Raw genomic sequence first — 11,742 nt, forward strand, 5'->3', positions numbered from 1 at the left:
CCCCCGGTCCGTCCCCCATCTGTGTGCGTGGAGCCCCGGCCGTCGTATCGGCCGGGGCTCCGGCGTGCGTGGGGGACGGGATCCTGATGTGCTGGAGAAACGTCACACCGGCAGAAGGACAGGGCACGGCACCCCGGGCACAGCAGAAAGGCGGCCGACCCCATGCGCCGTTCGACGCTTCACGGCACCACCGTCACCGCCGCGGTGGCGACCCTGCTCCTCGTCGGCTGCGGCGCACAGCACGACGGCGCGGGCTCCGGCAAGGACGGCACCCCCACCCGGCCGACGACCGCGCCCGCTTCCCCGCCCGGATCCGCCCCCTCGGAGTCCGCGACCGGGCCCGCCCCGGCCTCCTCCGACCGCCCCGCCCCCGGCTGCACGGACCGTGCCGAACTCACCGCGGCCGACTCCGGGCGCACCCTGTGCCTGACCGTCGGCGGGCAGGTGCGCCTCACCCTGGACGGCACCGAGGACCGCCCCTGGACACCGGTCAGGTCCAGCGGCTCCGCCCTGCGGGCCGCCAACGCCGGCATCGTGATCCTGCCGGGCGACGCCGTCGCCGCGTTCGACGCCGTCACGCCCGGAACGGCCCGGCTGACCTCCACCCGCCCACTGTGTGCGGCGGGCCCCGGCCGGATCGCGTGCCAGGGCATCCGGCAGTGGACGGTCACCGTGCGGGTGACAGGGCCGTGAGGCCGACGCGCCACGACCCACGGACACGGCAGCGCCGCGCCCGTTCCACTCGGCTGGGCCGGGCTCGTCCCATTCGGCCGGGCCACGTCCGTCCCGTTCGGCTGGGCCGTGCCCGCTGCGTTTGGTGGGGCCGTGTTCGTCCTGTTCGGCTGGGCCGCGCCTGCTCTGTTTGGTCGGGCCGTGCCTGTCCTGTTCGGCTGAGTTGCGCCCGTTCCGTCCGCTCGGGCCGTGTTCGCCCTGTTCGGCTGGGCCGCGTTCGCCCCGTTCGGCTGGGGCGGGCCGGTCCGGTTCAGCCGGCCCGCGTCCGTTCCGTTCAGCCCGCCAGGTATCGCACCTGGTCCCAGAGGACCGGGTCCACGACCCCCACCCGGCGGCGGAAGTCCCACACCGGTACCTCCCGGACCTCGTCGGTCTCCAGGAAGCTGGTCCGGCCCTGCGTGTCCCCGACCGAGCCCGGCGGCAGCGGGATCACTCCGGACCGCTCGTCGTGGTATCTGCTGGTGATCTCCGCGACCCTGGCGCGCTTGCCGTGCACCGCCAGAACCAGACAGGGCCGGTCCTTCGCCCCCGGCCCGTCGCCATGGGGCACGCTGGCCCACCAGATCTCCGCGGGCTGCGGACGCGCCGCGGTACGGCGGCCGGTCAGGCGGCCGGGACGTGACCTTCTCGGAGGCCTGCGACCCCGTCCCCAGCCGTCGACGAGCGTGGCGACGAGCGCGAGCAGCACCACCGCCGCGAGCGCCAGCCACCAGGACGTGTCCACAACCATGACGTTACCGGCGTGCGACCCTCGGTGCGCGCCCTTCAACGCTCCCCATGCGCCCCAGGTCCAGCCGAACCGGTGACACCACAGGTGAGTTCGCCCACAACAGCCCTTACCGGAGGAGCGACCGGACGTATCCCGCCTTACGCTCGACGGACCGCACGACCCCCGTCACCTTCCTCTCTGAAGTTTTCCCGCCAGCGGAGGTTTCTGCTTCATGAAGCTCACCGTCGTCGGCTGCTCGGGGTCGTTCCCGTCCGCGGAATCGGCCTGCTCGAGCTACCTCGTCGAGGCCGACGGCTTCCGGCTGCTTCTCGACCTGGGCAACGGCGCCCTGGGCGAGCTGCAGCGCCACTGCGGTCTCTACGACCTCGACGCCATCTTTCTGAGTCATCTGCACGCCGACCACTGCATCGACATGCTCGGCTACTTCGTCGCGCGCTACTACCGGTACGACGGAGGCCGCTGCGACCCCATCCCGGTGTACGGGCCCGAGGGCACCGAGCACCGGCTGACCACCGCCTACGCCGACACCCCCACGGCCTCCTCGATGAGCGAGGTCTTCGACTTCCACACGGTCAAGCCCGGCACCTTCGAGATCGGCCCCTTCACCGTGCACACCGAGCGGGTGGCCCACCCCGTGGAGGCCTACGCCATCCGCGTCGAGCACGGCGGGCGGGCGCTGACGTACTCCGGGGACACCGGGGTGAGCAAGGCGCTGGAGGAACTCGCCCGGGACAGCGACCTCTTCCTGTGCGAGGCCGCCTTCACGGACGGCAAGGAGAACATCCCCGATCTGCACCTCAACGGCCGCGAGGCAGGTGAGACCGCCGCGCGCGCCAAAGTCCGCCGCCTGGTCCTCACCCACATCCCCCCGTGGACCGACCCGCAGATCAACCTCGCCGACGCCCGCGCGGCCTACGCCGGCCCGGTGGAGCTGGCGGCGCCCGGAGCGTCGTACGACATCTAGGGTTTTTGTTTGGATCAGGCCGGATCAGGGCGCGGTGCCAGGGCCCGCGAGCCCGGCGTGATCCAAACGAGAGGCCCTGGGCCCAGGACACGAAAGGCCCCCGGAGTCATGGAACTCCGGGGGCCTTCTCACGTCGTGGCCGGGCTCACGCCTTGGTGAGCGCCTCGGTCTCCTCCTCGGGCTCACGGCCGGGGGTGGGGAGGTTGAACTTGATGATGGCGAAGCGGAACACCGTGTAGTAGATCGCCGCGAACACCAGGCCGATCGGGATGATCAGCCATGGCTTGGTCGCCAGGTTCCAGTTGAGGGCGTAGTCGATGAAGCCGGCGGAGAAGGTGAAGCCGGCGTGCACGCCGAGCGCCCAGGTGATCGCCATGGAGGCGGCGGTCAGCACCGCGTGGATCGCGTAGAGCAACGGCGCGATGAACATGAACGCGAACTCGATCGGCTCGGTCACACCGGTCACGAAGGAGGTGAGCGCGAGCGAGACCATCATGCCCGTCACGACCTTGCGCCGCTCGGGACGGGCGCAGTGGGCGATCGCGAGGGCGGCGGCCGGCAGACCGAACATCATGATCGGGAAGAAGCCCGACATGAACTGACCGGCGGTCGGGTCACCGGCGAAGAAGCGGTTGAGGTCGCCGTGGACCATGTCACCGGCCGCGTTCTTGAAGTCGCCGATCTGGAACCAGGAGACCGTGTTGACGAACTGGTGCATGCCGACCGGGATCAGCGCGCGGTTGATCAGACCGAACAGGCCGGCGCCGAGAGCGCCGAGGCCGGTGATCCACTCGCCGAGGTTGGAGATCCCCTCACCGATCGGCTCCCAGACCAGGCCGAAGAAGACACCCATCGCGGTGCCGACGAACGCCATGATGATCGGCACCAGCCGGCGGCCGTTGAAGAAGCCGAGCCAGTCCACGAGCTTCTTGCGGTGGTAGCGCTGCCACAGCACCGCCGACAGCAGACCCATCAGGATGCCGCCGAGCACCCCGGGGTTGTTGTAGGTGGCCTCGACTATCTTCCCGCCCTCGATGTGCTGCTCGGTCAGCGGGAAGGCCTACAGGACGTTGCTGTAGACCAGGAAACCGACCAGGGCGGCCAGCGCGGTGGAGCCGTCCGACTTCTTGGCGAAACCGATCGCGACGCCGAGGCAGAACAGCATCGGCAGGTTGTCGAAGATCGCGCCGCCGGCCGTGGCGAACACCGCTGTGACCTTGTCGGGCAGGTGCAGCTTGTCCTGCACGTCCTGCTGGCCCAGACGCAGCAGGATGCCCGCGGCCGGCAGCACGGCGATCGGCAGCTGAAGGCTGCGGCCGACCTTCTGAAGGCCCTGGAACAGGCCGGAACCCCGCTTTTTCGCGGGCGCCGCCGTCGATGTCGCGCTGGCGGTGGTCATGACGTCCTCCATCGGGTGGTGGTCTACACCACTCACTGGTGTAGACCTGTTGTAGCACGATGAAGGGGGCCCCCGGAACCCGCGATTCTCGCGACCGGACCACTACGCACCGTGTGGATTTGGGGTCAGGGTCGGTAATGAAGGGCAAGCGGTGGGCGTCGAGCCTCGTTTTGGCCCCCGTGCCTACGCTGGTGTAGACCAGTCGGCGGACGGTTCCGCTGCCATGAGCGCACCATTCTGCACCCATGGCACGACCGCTCGCAAAGATGGGCCAATTATGGGTTACTGCGACAAAGCGGTTCGGATCAGGGAGAAGGAACATGGCCACCAAGGCTGAGAAGATCGTCGCCGGGCTGGGCGGCATCCAGAACATCGACGAGATCGAGGGCTGCATCACCCGGCTCCGCACCGAAGTGCACGACGCCTCCCTGGTCGACGAGACCGCCCTCAAGGCCGCCGGCGCTCACGGCGTCGTCAAGATGGGCACCGCCATCCAGGTCGTCATCGGCACCGACGCCGACCCCATCGCCGCGGAGATCGAAGACATGATGTAAACGCCGCGGGCAGCCGCGGTCCACCTTCAAGGGGCTCTTCCCGATCCGGCAGGAGCCCCATCTCCATGGGGGACTACGCTCGACGCCATGTCTCGTATCGACGGCCGCACCCCCGAACAACTCCGCCCGGTCACCATCGAACGCGGGTGGAGCAAGCACGCCGAGGGCTCCGTCCTCGTCTCCTTCGGCGACACCAAGGTCTTCTGCACCGCCTCCGTCACCGAAGGCGTTCCGCGCTGGCGCAAGGGCAGCGGCGAGGGCTGGGTCACCGCCGAGTACTCCATGCTGCCCCGTGCCACCAACACCCGCGGCGACCGCGAGTCGGTCAAGGGCAGGATCGGCGGCCGTACCCATGAGATCTCCCGCCTCATCGGCCGCTCCCTGCGCTCGGTCGTCGACTACAAGGCACTCGGCGAGAACACCATCGTCCTGGACTGCGACGTCCTCCAGGCCGACGGCGGCACCCGGACCGCGGCCATCACGGGCGCCTACGTCGCCCTCGCCGACGCCGTCGCCTGGGCCCGCGGCAAGAAGCTGATCAAGGCCGGCCGTCAGCCGCTCACCGGCACCGTCAGCGCCGTCTCGGTCGGCATCGTCGGCGGTGTGCCGCTGCTCGACCTCTGCTACGAGGAGGACGTCCGCGCCGAGACCGACATGAACGTCGTCTGCACCGGTGACGGCCGCTTCGTCGAGGTCCAGGGCACCGCGGAGGCCGAACCCTTCGCCCGCGAGGAACTCAACAGCCTCCTCGACCTCGCCGTGGCCGGCTGCGCCGAACTCACGGTGATCCAGCGCACGGCACTCGAGACGGCCCTGGCGAAGTAGAGGAGCAGCCCCGCATGACCCGCTTGATCCTCGCCACCCGCAACTCCGGCAAGATCGTCGAACTCAGGGCGATCCTGGCCGACTCGGGCCTGCCCCACGAACTCGTGGGCACCGACGCCTACCCGGACGTCCCCGACGTCAAGGAGACCGGCGTCACCTTCGCCGAGAACGCCCTGCTGAAGGCCCACGCCCTGGCCCAGGCCACCGGCCTCCCCGCGGTCGCGGACGACTCCGGCCTCTGCGTCGACGTCCTCGGCGGCGCCCCCGGTATCTTCTCGGCCCGCTGGGCCGGCCGCCACGGCGACGACAAGGCCAACCTCGACCTGCTCCTGGCCCAGCTCTCGGACATCGCCGACGACCACCGCGTCGCCCACTTCGCCTGCGCCGCGGCCCTCGCCCTGCCGGACGGCACGGAGCGGGTGGTGGAGGGGCAACTGTGCGGCACCCTGCGCCACGAGCCCGCGGGCACGAACGGCTTCGGCTACGACCCGATCCTCCAGCCCGACGGGGAGACCCGCACCTGCGCGCAACTGACCCCCGAGGAAAAGAACGCGATCAGCCACCGCGGCAAGGCATTTCGCGCCCTGGTACCGGTGGTGCGGGAACTGCTGGGCTGAGCACACAGAAACGGCCTGCGCATCGATCCTTCGATTCGCAGGCCGTTCATGTGCGGCGGAAGGGATTCGAACCCTCAAGCCCGATCAAGGGCCACAGATCCTAAGTCTGCTGCGTCGCCATTGCGCCACCGCCGCTAGCCGTCTGCCATCGTACCGGGAGCCACCCGTCGCCTTCCGCCTCCCCTGCACCAGGTGTTGGTGATCGCATGACAGTTGGGGCACAGTAGGCGCAGATTCTCCCTCCGGTCGTCACTCCGGTCTCCATCGATGTGGTCGACCTCCAGCGTCATGGGGTTCCCGAGCCACTCGGGGCCGACCCCAGAACCTGCGCAGCGTTCCGGTACTCCGATGTCCCGGAGGGCACGACGTAACAGCGCGGTGCCTGTCCGACGCTTCCCGTCATGGTGGACCAGGATGTCCTCGGGGCCTCTGGCGTTGTGGCTCCGCTTGCCACGCCGGTGCCCCTGCCCGAGGAAGTGGGCGGTTGAGATGCCCTCTTCGGCGATCCACTGGCGCAGCAGCGCACGCTGCCAGTGGTTGTCGGGACGATCCAAGCGTTGCAGCACCTCTGTGAGGGATGCCGACTCAGCGATCACCCCACGCAGTTCGTCGTACGTGGGCTGGGGACGCCTGCCGCAGGGGCTGAAGTGCGATACGTCAATGCCGAAGTCGGTGAACCGCTTCATGAGATACCGCCGGAGGCCGGCGTATGGCCGCGTGCCGAGAAGGCCGATGACCTCGTCGATGTCGGAGCACTCTGCGGCGGCTTCCTCCAGCCGCTCACCGGTGTATTGCAGACCGCTGCTCATCGGTCACGTCTGTCACGGATGGTGCCGCGTCCCCGGTATGTGTCCGTTGTGGAATGGCAGTTGGGGCACAGGAGGCGCAGGTTGCCGATGCGGTTGTCGCGCCAATTGCCGTTGATGTGGTCGACCTCCAGCGGCAGTGATTGCCCCTGCCACACCGCCTCGATGCCGCACAGGACGCAGCGCTCTTCCAGGCCATGAGCGAGCAGCGCTCGTTTGAGGCGGTCGCTCGGGACTCGCCGGGCTTGAGTGTCCCGCAGTTCGACGAGCACGGCGCCTGGAGTCCGACGGGGCCTGGCGTCGCCACCTCGCGTCGGCACCTGAAAGTGCGAGGTGTCGAGACCGTACGCCGTGACACGTCGGCTGATGTGCGTGTGCTGCCCTCCGACGATCTCCAACCCGAGATGGCGCAGTACCTCGCACATGTTCGTCGACGCCGAGACTGCTGCTTGGAGTACTTCCCTGGTCCACCGCACACCCTCCCGCTCGAAGTGCGACGTATCCACGCCCAGTTTCCTCATCCGTTCCCGGATGTAGTGCCTCGTCGAACTTCCTGGATCCACCCCCAACCGCTCCAACGCTTCCGACAACGTCCGCGACGTCCGCGCCGCCTCCTCCAGCCGTTCTCTGGTGTACGGACTGGCACCCATCGAATCCCCTCCGATTCCGGCCGCGCGTTCGTGGCCTCGCACGGAGTAACGAACCGGTTATCGGACAGTCACGTACGGGATGCGGAGCGGCCCGCACCGGGCACCCCGGTGCGGGCCGTACAAGTGGCGGGAGCGGCCCTCAGATCCCCAAGTCCTTGATGATCTTGGCCACGTGGCCCGTGGCCTTCACGTTGTAGAGGGCTCGTTCGACCTTGCCCTCCTCGTCGACGACGATCGTGGAGCGGATGACGCCGACGACGGTCTTGCCGTAGAGCTTCTTCTCGCCGAAGGCGCCGTAGGACTCCAGGACCTTCTTCTCCGGGTCGGCGAGCAGCGTGACCTTCAGGGACTCCTTGTCGCGGAACTTCGCGAGCTTCTCCGGCTTGTCGGGGGAGATGCCGATCACGTCGTACCCCGCGCCCGCCAGCAGGTCCAGGTTGTCGGTGAAGTCGCAGGCCTGCTTGGTGCAGCCGGGGGTGAGGGCGGCCGGGTAGAAGTAGACGACGACCTTCCGGCCCTTGTGGTCGGCCAGCGACACCTCCTTGCCGTCGGCGTCGGGGAGGGCGAAGGCGGGGGCCACGTCCCCGGGCTGGAGTCGCTCGGTCATGGAAGCTCGTCTCCTCGTGCGTGCGCAGCGTGCGTGCGGATACCGTGTCGCTCCGAGGGTAACCGGGGGTGCTGGCAGTGCGGTCGGAGCGAGAACTGACAGACTGTCCCGAACAGGCATCAGTTGACTTCGGAGGCGGCACGGTGGCGGACACCGCGGACACCAGAACCCCGGCTGAGATCGAGGCGGACATCAGGCGCCGCCGCGAGGTGCTGGCCGAGACGCTCGACGAGATCGGGGTGCGCGTGCACCCGAAGACCATCGTCGGGGACGCGAAGGCCAAGGTCGCCTCCAACATCGACCACACGCTCGGGCGGGCCTACGTGCAGGTCAACCGGGTGGTGAGCGATGTGCGGGCGCAGTTCGTGGACGAGGAGGGCGCCCCGCGCCTGGAGCGGGTCGTACCGGTCGCGCTCGTCGCCGTCGGCCTGGTCGGACTGCTCGCTATGGGCGCCCGCCGGCGTCGCCGCTGAGCGGCACGACGCCCCACCGCGTGACGACGTGCCGAAGGCAGGTAGGTTCGAGGCGTGAGCGCCAAGAGAAATGAGCACAGCAGCCAGCACGACAAGCTGCCCATCCGGATGCTGCACGACCGGGTGCTCGTCCGGCAGGACACGAGCGAGGGCGAGCGGCGTTCGGGCGGTGGCATCCTGATTCCCGCGACCGCGGCGGTGGGACGCCGGCTGGCCTGGGCCGAGGTCGTCGCGGTGGGGCAGAACGTGCGGACCGTCGAGCCGGGGGACCGGGTGTTGTTCGATCCGGAGGACCGTGCCGAGGTCGAGGTGCGCGGGGTCGCGTACGTGCTCATGCGCGAGCGTGATCTGCACGCGGTGGCCGCGGACCGGTTCGAGGGTTCGGAGGACTCCACCGGCCTGTATCTGTAGCGGTTCGGGACGTCCTGGGACGTCCCGCGCGACGTTGTGACGACGGCTTCGGAAGGCCGACCGCCGAGGGGCTGGTGACCATGGTCACCAGCCCCTTTGTCGTTCCTTTGCTAGCCTCGGGTCCAACCCGACGAGACGCGCCGTACCGGGATGAACGCAAAGACGACGCACGCCCGTTCATGTCCTGACGTCGTCCCGGAGGTGCCTGTCATGGCCTGGGTCCTGCTCATTCTCGCCGGTCTGCTGGAGGTGGGCTGGTCGATCGGGATGAAGTTCACCGACGGCTTCACCCGCCCCCTGCCCAGCGTGCTCACCGGCGCAGGGATCGTGACCAGCATGGTTCTGCTGTCGTACGCCGCCCGCTCCCTGCCCATCGGCACCGCCTACGGCGTGTGGGTGGGCATCGGGGCGGCCGGTGCGGCGGTGATCGGCATGGTGGTGCTGGGGGAGCCGGCGACCGCCGCCCGGATCTTCTTCGTGTGTCTGCTGCTGGTGGCCGTGGTGGGACTCAAGGTCACGTCCGGTCACTGAACACGCCTTGCAGGCCGGTGCCGGTGCCGCCGTCGCCGGGGGCACCGGCACCCGCGTTCCCGCCCGCGTTGCCCGGGGTGCCGGCGTTGCCTCCGCCGGGCGAGGCTCCCGGGCCGCCCGGCGGGGTGCCTCCGACGTCCCCGGAGCCCGGGTCGGTGGGGCCGCCCGGCGGGGTGCCGGCGTCGGCCCCGCCGGTGGTGGGGTCGCCGCCGCCGGTGTCACCCGTGCCGCCGTCGCCCTGTCCCTGGTCCTGGCCCTGGTCCTGTCCCGGGTCCTGGCCGCCGGGGTCGGCCGTGCCGCTGTCGTCCTGCCCGCCGTCGCCCGGGTTCTCGTCGGGCTCCGAGGGCGGCGGCTGGATCTGGTCGGCGCCCGGCTGGAGTTGGAGGTCGAAGTCGGTGACCAGGGTGTTCTTCAGGGCGTCCCCGGTGTACTGCGCCCAGATCTGGGCGGGCGGCCCGCCGCCGTTGACACGGGCCAGCCCCATGGCGTCGTAGAGCGGCTTGTGATGGGCGGTGACCGGGTCCTGGCCCATGACCGAGACGACGGTGGCGAGTTCGGGCGTGTAGCCGGCGAACAAGGCCGCGGTGTCCTCCTCGGCGGTGCCGGTCTTGCCGGCGGCGGGCCGGCCGGCGGCCTGGGCGGCGGTGGCGGTGCCGTTCTGCACGACGCTGCGCAGTATCGAGGTGGTGGTGTCGGCGGCCTCACGGGTGATCGCCTGGATCTCGGTGCGCTTGGGCAGTTCGACGGTGTCGGTGCCGTCCTTGGTGATCTTCTTGATCATCGTGTACGGGGCGTGCTTGCCGTGGTTGGCGAGTGTGGCGTAGGCGTCGGCCATGTCGACGACGCTGGCGGTGGCCACTCCGAGCGCGATGGACGGGGAGGGGGTCAGGGACGGGGTGTCGGCCGACAGGCCGAGGGCGATGGCGGTGTCCCTGACCTTGTCGGAGCCGACGTCGGCGGCCATCTGCGCGTACACCGCGTTGACGGACTTGTCCGTGGCCTCGCGGACGGTGATGTTGCCGTAGGACCGCTGGTCCTCGTTCTCGGGGGCGTAGGAGCCGCTCCAGCCCTGGACGGGGCGCTTGTTGGTGCCGTCGTAGTAGGTGTTCGGGGTGATCGTGCGGCCGTCCTGGGTCGCGGAGCCGTTCTGGACGGCGGAGGTGAACACGAACGGCTTGAAGGTGGAGCCCACCTGGAAGTCCCGGCGGGTGGCGTTGTTCGTGTACTGCTTGACGTAGTCGATGCCGCCGTACATGGCGACGAGCTCGCCGGTCTTCGGGTCGATGGAGGCGGCGCCGGCCCGGACGTAGGTGTCGACCTTGCGGTTCTTCCGGTCGAGCTTGCTCATCACCTGGTCGTCCACGGCCTTGACCAGGGCGTCCTGCTTCTTCTTCTCCAGGGTGGTGGTGATCTGGTAGCCGCCCGCGGAGAGCTGGTCCTCGTTCAGGATCTTGTGCTCGGCCAGGTACTCCTTGACCGCGCGGACGATGTAGCCGCGCTGCCCGGACATGCCCGTGGGGACGGTGGCCTCCTTGGGCATCGGGAACTTCATGCCGGCCCGCTGCGAGGCGCTCAGCCAGCCCTTCTTGACCATGCCGTTCAGGACGTAGTTCCAGCGGGCCAGGGCGACGGACTTGTTCTCCGGGTGGGCGACGACGTCGAACTCGCTGGGCGCGTTGACCAGTGCGGCCAGGTAGGCGGCGCGGGCCGGGTCGAGGTCCTGGGCCTTGACGCCGTAGTACGCCTGGGCGGCGGCCTGGATGCCGTAGGCGTTGCGGCCGAAGTAGCTGGTGTTGAGGTAGCCCTCGAGGATGTCGTTCTTGGACTCGGTGCGGTCCAGCTTGATCGCGATGAAGAACTCCTTCACCTTGCGGGTGACGGTCTGCTCCTGGCCCAGGTAGTAGTTCTTCACGTACTGCTGGGTGATCGTCGAACCGGACTGCTTGCCCTTGCCGAGGGCGGTGTTCCAGCCGGCCCGCAGCATCGCCTTGGGGTCGATGGCGGACTCGGTGTAGAAGTCGCGGTCCTCGGCGGCGAGCACGGCGTGCTGGGCGTCCTTGGAGACCTGGGAGAGCGTGACGTTCTCCCGGTTGATCTCGCCGTCCCGGGCGATCTCGGAGCCGTCGGCGTACAGGTAGACGTTGGCCTGCTTGACGGCCATGGCGTTGGCGGGCGGGATCTGCACCAGCGAGTAGCCGATGAGGAACGCGCCGATGACCAGCAGCATGGCGGTGAGGAAGCCGCCGAGCACCATCCGCCAGGTCGGCACGGCACGGCGCCAGCCGGTGCGCCGGGGCCGTCCGGCCTTTCCGCCGCCCGTCCCGTTCTCCGCCTCGCTCCCTGGACCGCTCTCCGCTTCGCCCCCGGTCTCGGGTGCCGCCGGTGGCTGGTGGTCGGCCACGCCCTGGTTCGGCTGCTGCGGCTCGTCACTCATGTCGTGCTC

The 11,742-nt window shown here is 69.4% G+C and carries 13 protein-coding genes, 1 tRNA gene, 1 pseudogene and 1 riboswitch; of the genes and pseudogenes, 8 read left to right on the forward strand and 7 right to left on the reverse strand.

The window, feature by feature from the left end:
- Nucleotides 1–162 precede the first annotated feature (162 nt).
- Nucleotides 163–693 (forward strand): hypothetical protein, encoded by a 531-nt coding sequence (locus tag ACIQMV_RS11875; protein ID WP_402592535.1) that lies wholly within the window; start codon nucleotides 163–165, stop codon nucleotides 691–693.
- Nucleotides 694–1,006: 313 nt separating this feature from the next.
- Here ACIQMV_RS11875 and ACIQMV_RS11880 read toward each other — a convergent pair whose 3' ends face one another.
- Complete coding sequence (locus ACIQMV_RS11880; RefSeq protein ID WP_402592536.1) at nucleotides 1,007–1,456, reverse strand: type II toxin-antitoxin system PemK/MazF family toxin; 450 nt, start codon at nucleotides 1,454–1,456, stop codon at nucleotides 1,007–1,009.
- A 217-nt stretch (nucleotides 1,457–1,673) separates the two neighbouring features.
- Between ACIQMV_RS11880 and ACIQMV_RS11885 the strand changes: the two genes are divergently transcribed.
- Nucleotides 1,674–2,426 (forward strand): MBL fold metallo-hydrolase, encoded by a 753-nt coding sequence (locus ACIQMV_RS11885; RefSeq protein ID WP_402592537.1) that lies wholly within the window; start codon nucleotides 1,674–1,676, stop codon nucleotides 2,424–2,426.
- A gap of 145 nt (nucleotides 2,427–2,571) precedes the next feature.
- Here ACIQMV_RS11885 and ACIQMV_RS11890 read toward each other — a convergent pair.
- A pseudogene (locus ACIQMV_RS11890) lies at nucleotides 2,572–3,825 on the reverse strand (PTS transporter subunit EIIC).
- A gap of 320 nt (nucleotides 3,826–4,145) precedes the next feature.
- Here ACIQMV_RS11890 and ACIQMV_RS11895 point away from each other — a divergent pair.
- The 3 genes from ACIQMV_RS11895 to rdgB all read left to right on the forward strand — a co-directional run bounded on the left by ACIQMV_RS11895 (nucleotide 4,146) and on the right by rdgB (nucleotide 5,821).
- Nucleotides 4,146–4,379 carry a glucose PTS transporter subunit EIIB gene (locus tag ACIQMV_RS11895; protein WP_141360559.1) on the forward strand — a complete coding sequence of 78 codons (234 nt, stop codon included), beginning with the start codon at nucleotides 4,146–4,148 and terminating at the stop codon, nucleotides 4,377–4,379.
- Nucleotides 4,380–4,466: 87 nt separating this feature from the next.
- Entirely contained in the window at nucleotides 4,467–5,204 is a 738-nt protein-coding gene (gene rph, locus ACIQMV_RS11900) for a ribonuclease PH (RefSeq protein ID WP_402592538.1), read from the forward strand.
- 14 nt (nucleotides 5,205–5,218) lie between these two features.
- On the forward strand, nucleotides 5,219–5,821 hold the full coding sequence (rdgB, locus tag ACIQMV_RS11905) for an RdgB/HAM1 family non-canonical purine NTP pyrophosphatase (protein ID WP_402592539.1): 603 nt from the start codon (nucleotides 5,219–5,221) through the stop codon (nucleotides 5,819–5,821).
- 51 nt (nucleotides 5,822–5,872) lie between these two features.
- Here rdgB and ACIQMV_RS11910 read toward each other — a convergent pair.
- From ACIQMV_RS11910 to bcp, 4 genes are all read right to left on the reverse strand, one after another.
- Nucleotides 5,873–5,956, reverse strand: a tRNA-Leu gene (locus ACIQMV_RS11910).
- Nucleotides 5,956–6,630 carry an HNH endonuclease gene (locus ACIQMV_RS11915; protein ID WP_402592540.1) on the reverse strand — a complete coding sequence of 225 codons (675 nt, stop codon included), beginning with the start codon at nucleotides 6,628–6,630 and terminating at the stop codon, nucleotides 5,956–5,958. Before ACIQMV_RS11915 ends, ACIQMV_RS11910 begins: the two co-directional genes overlap by 1 nt.
- Nucleotides 6,627–7,277: an HNH endonuclease gene (locus ACIQMV_RS11920; RefSeq protein ID WP_402592541.1), complete on the reverse strand. Its 651-nt coding sequence runs from the start codon at nucleotides 7,275–7,277 to the stop codon at nucleotides 6,627–6,629. Before ACIQMV_RS11920 ends, ACIQMV_RS11915 begins: the two co-directional genes overlap by 4 nt.
- Before the next feature lie 139 nt (nucleotides 7,278–7,416).
- Nucleotides 7,417–7,884, reverse strand: coding sequence for a thioredoxin-dependent thiol peroxidase (gene bcp, locus ACIQMV_RS11925; RefSeq protein ID WP_141360562.1), 468 nt, complete (start codon nucleotides 7,882–7,884; stop codon nucleotides 7,417–7,419).
- A gap of 143 nt (nucleotides 7,885–8,027) precedes the next feature.
- Between bcp and ACIQMV_RS11930 the strand changes: the two genes are divergently transcribed.
- The 3 genes from ACIQMV_RS11930 to ACIQMV_RS11940 all read left to right on the forward strand — a co-directional run bounded on the left by ACIQMV_RS11930 (nucleotide 8,028) and on the right by ACIQMV_RS11940 (nucleotide 9,299).
- A complete protein-coding gene (locus ACIQMV_RS11930; protein WP_141360563.1) occupies nucleotides 8,028–8,357 on the forward strand; it encodes a DUF3618 domain-containing protein in 330 nt (109 codons plus the stop codon).
- A 54-nt stretch (nucleotides 8,358–8,411) separates the two neighbouring features.
- On the forward strand, nucleotides 8,412–8,768 hold the full coding sequence (locus ACIQMV_RS11935) for a co-chaperone GroES (RefSeq protein ID WP_141360564.1): 357 nt from the start codon (nucleotides 8,412–8,414) through the stop codon (nucleotides 8,766–8,768).
- 96 nt (nucleotides 8,769–8,864) lie between these two features.
- A riboswitch (guanidine-III (ykkC-III) riboswitch) is annotated at nucleotides 8,865–8,940 on the forward strand.
- A gap of 38 nt (nucleotides 8,941–8,978) precedes the next feature.
- Nucleotides 8,979–9,299: a multidrug efflux SMR transporter gene (locus ACIQMV_RS11940; protein WP_141360565.1), complete on the forward strand. Its 321-nt coding sequence runs from the start codon at nucleotides 8,979–8,981 to the stop codon at nucleotides 9,297–9,299.
- Here ACIQMV_RS11940 and ACIQMV_RS11945 read toward each other — a convergent pair.
- Entirely contained in the window at nucleotides 9,283–11,733 is a 2,451-nt protein-coding gene (locus ACIQMV_RS11945) for a transglycosylase domain-containing protein (protein WP_402592542.1), read from the reverse strand. The genes ACIQMV_RS11940 and ACIQMV_RS11945 overlap by 17 nt on opposite strands.
- Between the last annotated feature and the right edge of the window lie 9 nt (nucleotides 11,734–11,742).

The sequence above is a fragment of the Streptomyces sp. NPDC091412 genome (assembly GCF_044756885.1).
In the GTDB taxonomy this organism is placed as follows: Bacteria; Actinomycetota; Actinomycetes; order Streptomycetales; family Streptomycetaceae; genus Streptomyces.

Excerpts from the sequence above, each read along its gene's own strand:
- ACIQMV_RS11875 (WP_402592535.1), top strand. The coding sequence starts at position 163 with ATGCGCCGTTCGACGCTTCACGGCACCACCGTCACCGCCGCGGTGGCG.
- ACIQMV_RS11885 (WP_402592537.1), top strand. The coding sequence starts at position 1,674 with ATGAAGCTCACCGTCGTCGGCTGCTCGGGGTCGTTCCCGTCCGCGGAA.
- ACIQMV_RS11895 (WP_141360559.1), top strand. The coding sequence starts at position 4,146 with ATGGCCACCAAGGCTGAGAAGATCGTCGCCGGGCTGGGCGGCATCCAG.
- rph (WP_402592538.1), top strand. The coding sequence starts at position 4,467 with ATGTCTCGTATCGACGGCCGCACCCCCGAACAACTCCGCCCGGTCACC.
- rdgB (WP_402592539.1), top strand. The coding sequence starts at position 5,219 with ATGACCCGCTTGATCCTCGCCACCCGCAACTCCGGCAAGATCGTCGAA.
- ACIQMV_RS11915 (WP_402592540.1), bottom strand. The coding sequence starts at position 6,630 with ATGAGCAGCGGTCTGCAATACACCGGTGAGCGGCTGGAGGAAGCCGCC.
- ACIQMV_RS11920 (WP_402592541.1), bottom strand. The coding sequence starts at position 7,277 with ATGGGTGCCAGTCCGTACACCAGAGAACGGCTGGAGGAGGCGGCGCGG.
- bcp (WP_141360562.1), bottom strand. The coding sequence starts at position 7,884 with ATGACCGAGCGACTCCAGCCCGGGGACGTGGCCCCCGCCTTCGCCCTC.
- ACIQMV_RS11940 (WP_141360565.1), top strand. The coding sequence starts at position 8,979 with ATGGCCTGGGTCCTGCTCATTCTCGCCGGTCTGCTGGAGGTGGGCTGG.
- ACIQMV_RS11945 (WP_402592542.1), bottom strand. The coding sequence starts at position 11,733 with ATGAGTGACGAGCCGCAGCAGCCGAACCAGGGCGTGGCCGACCACCAG.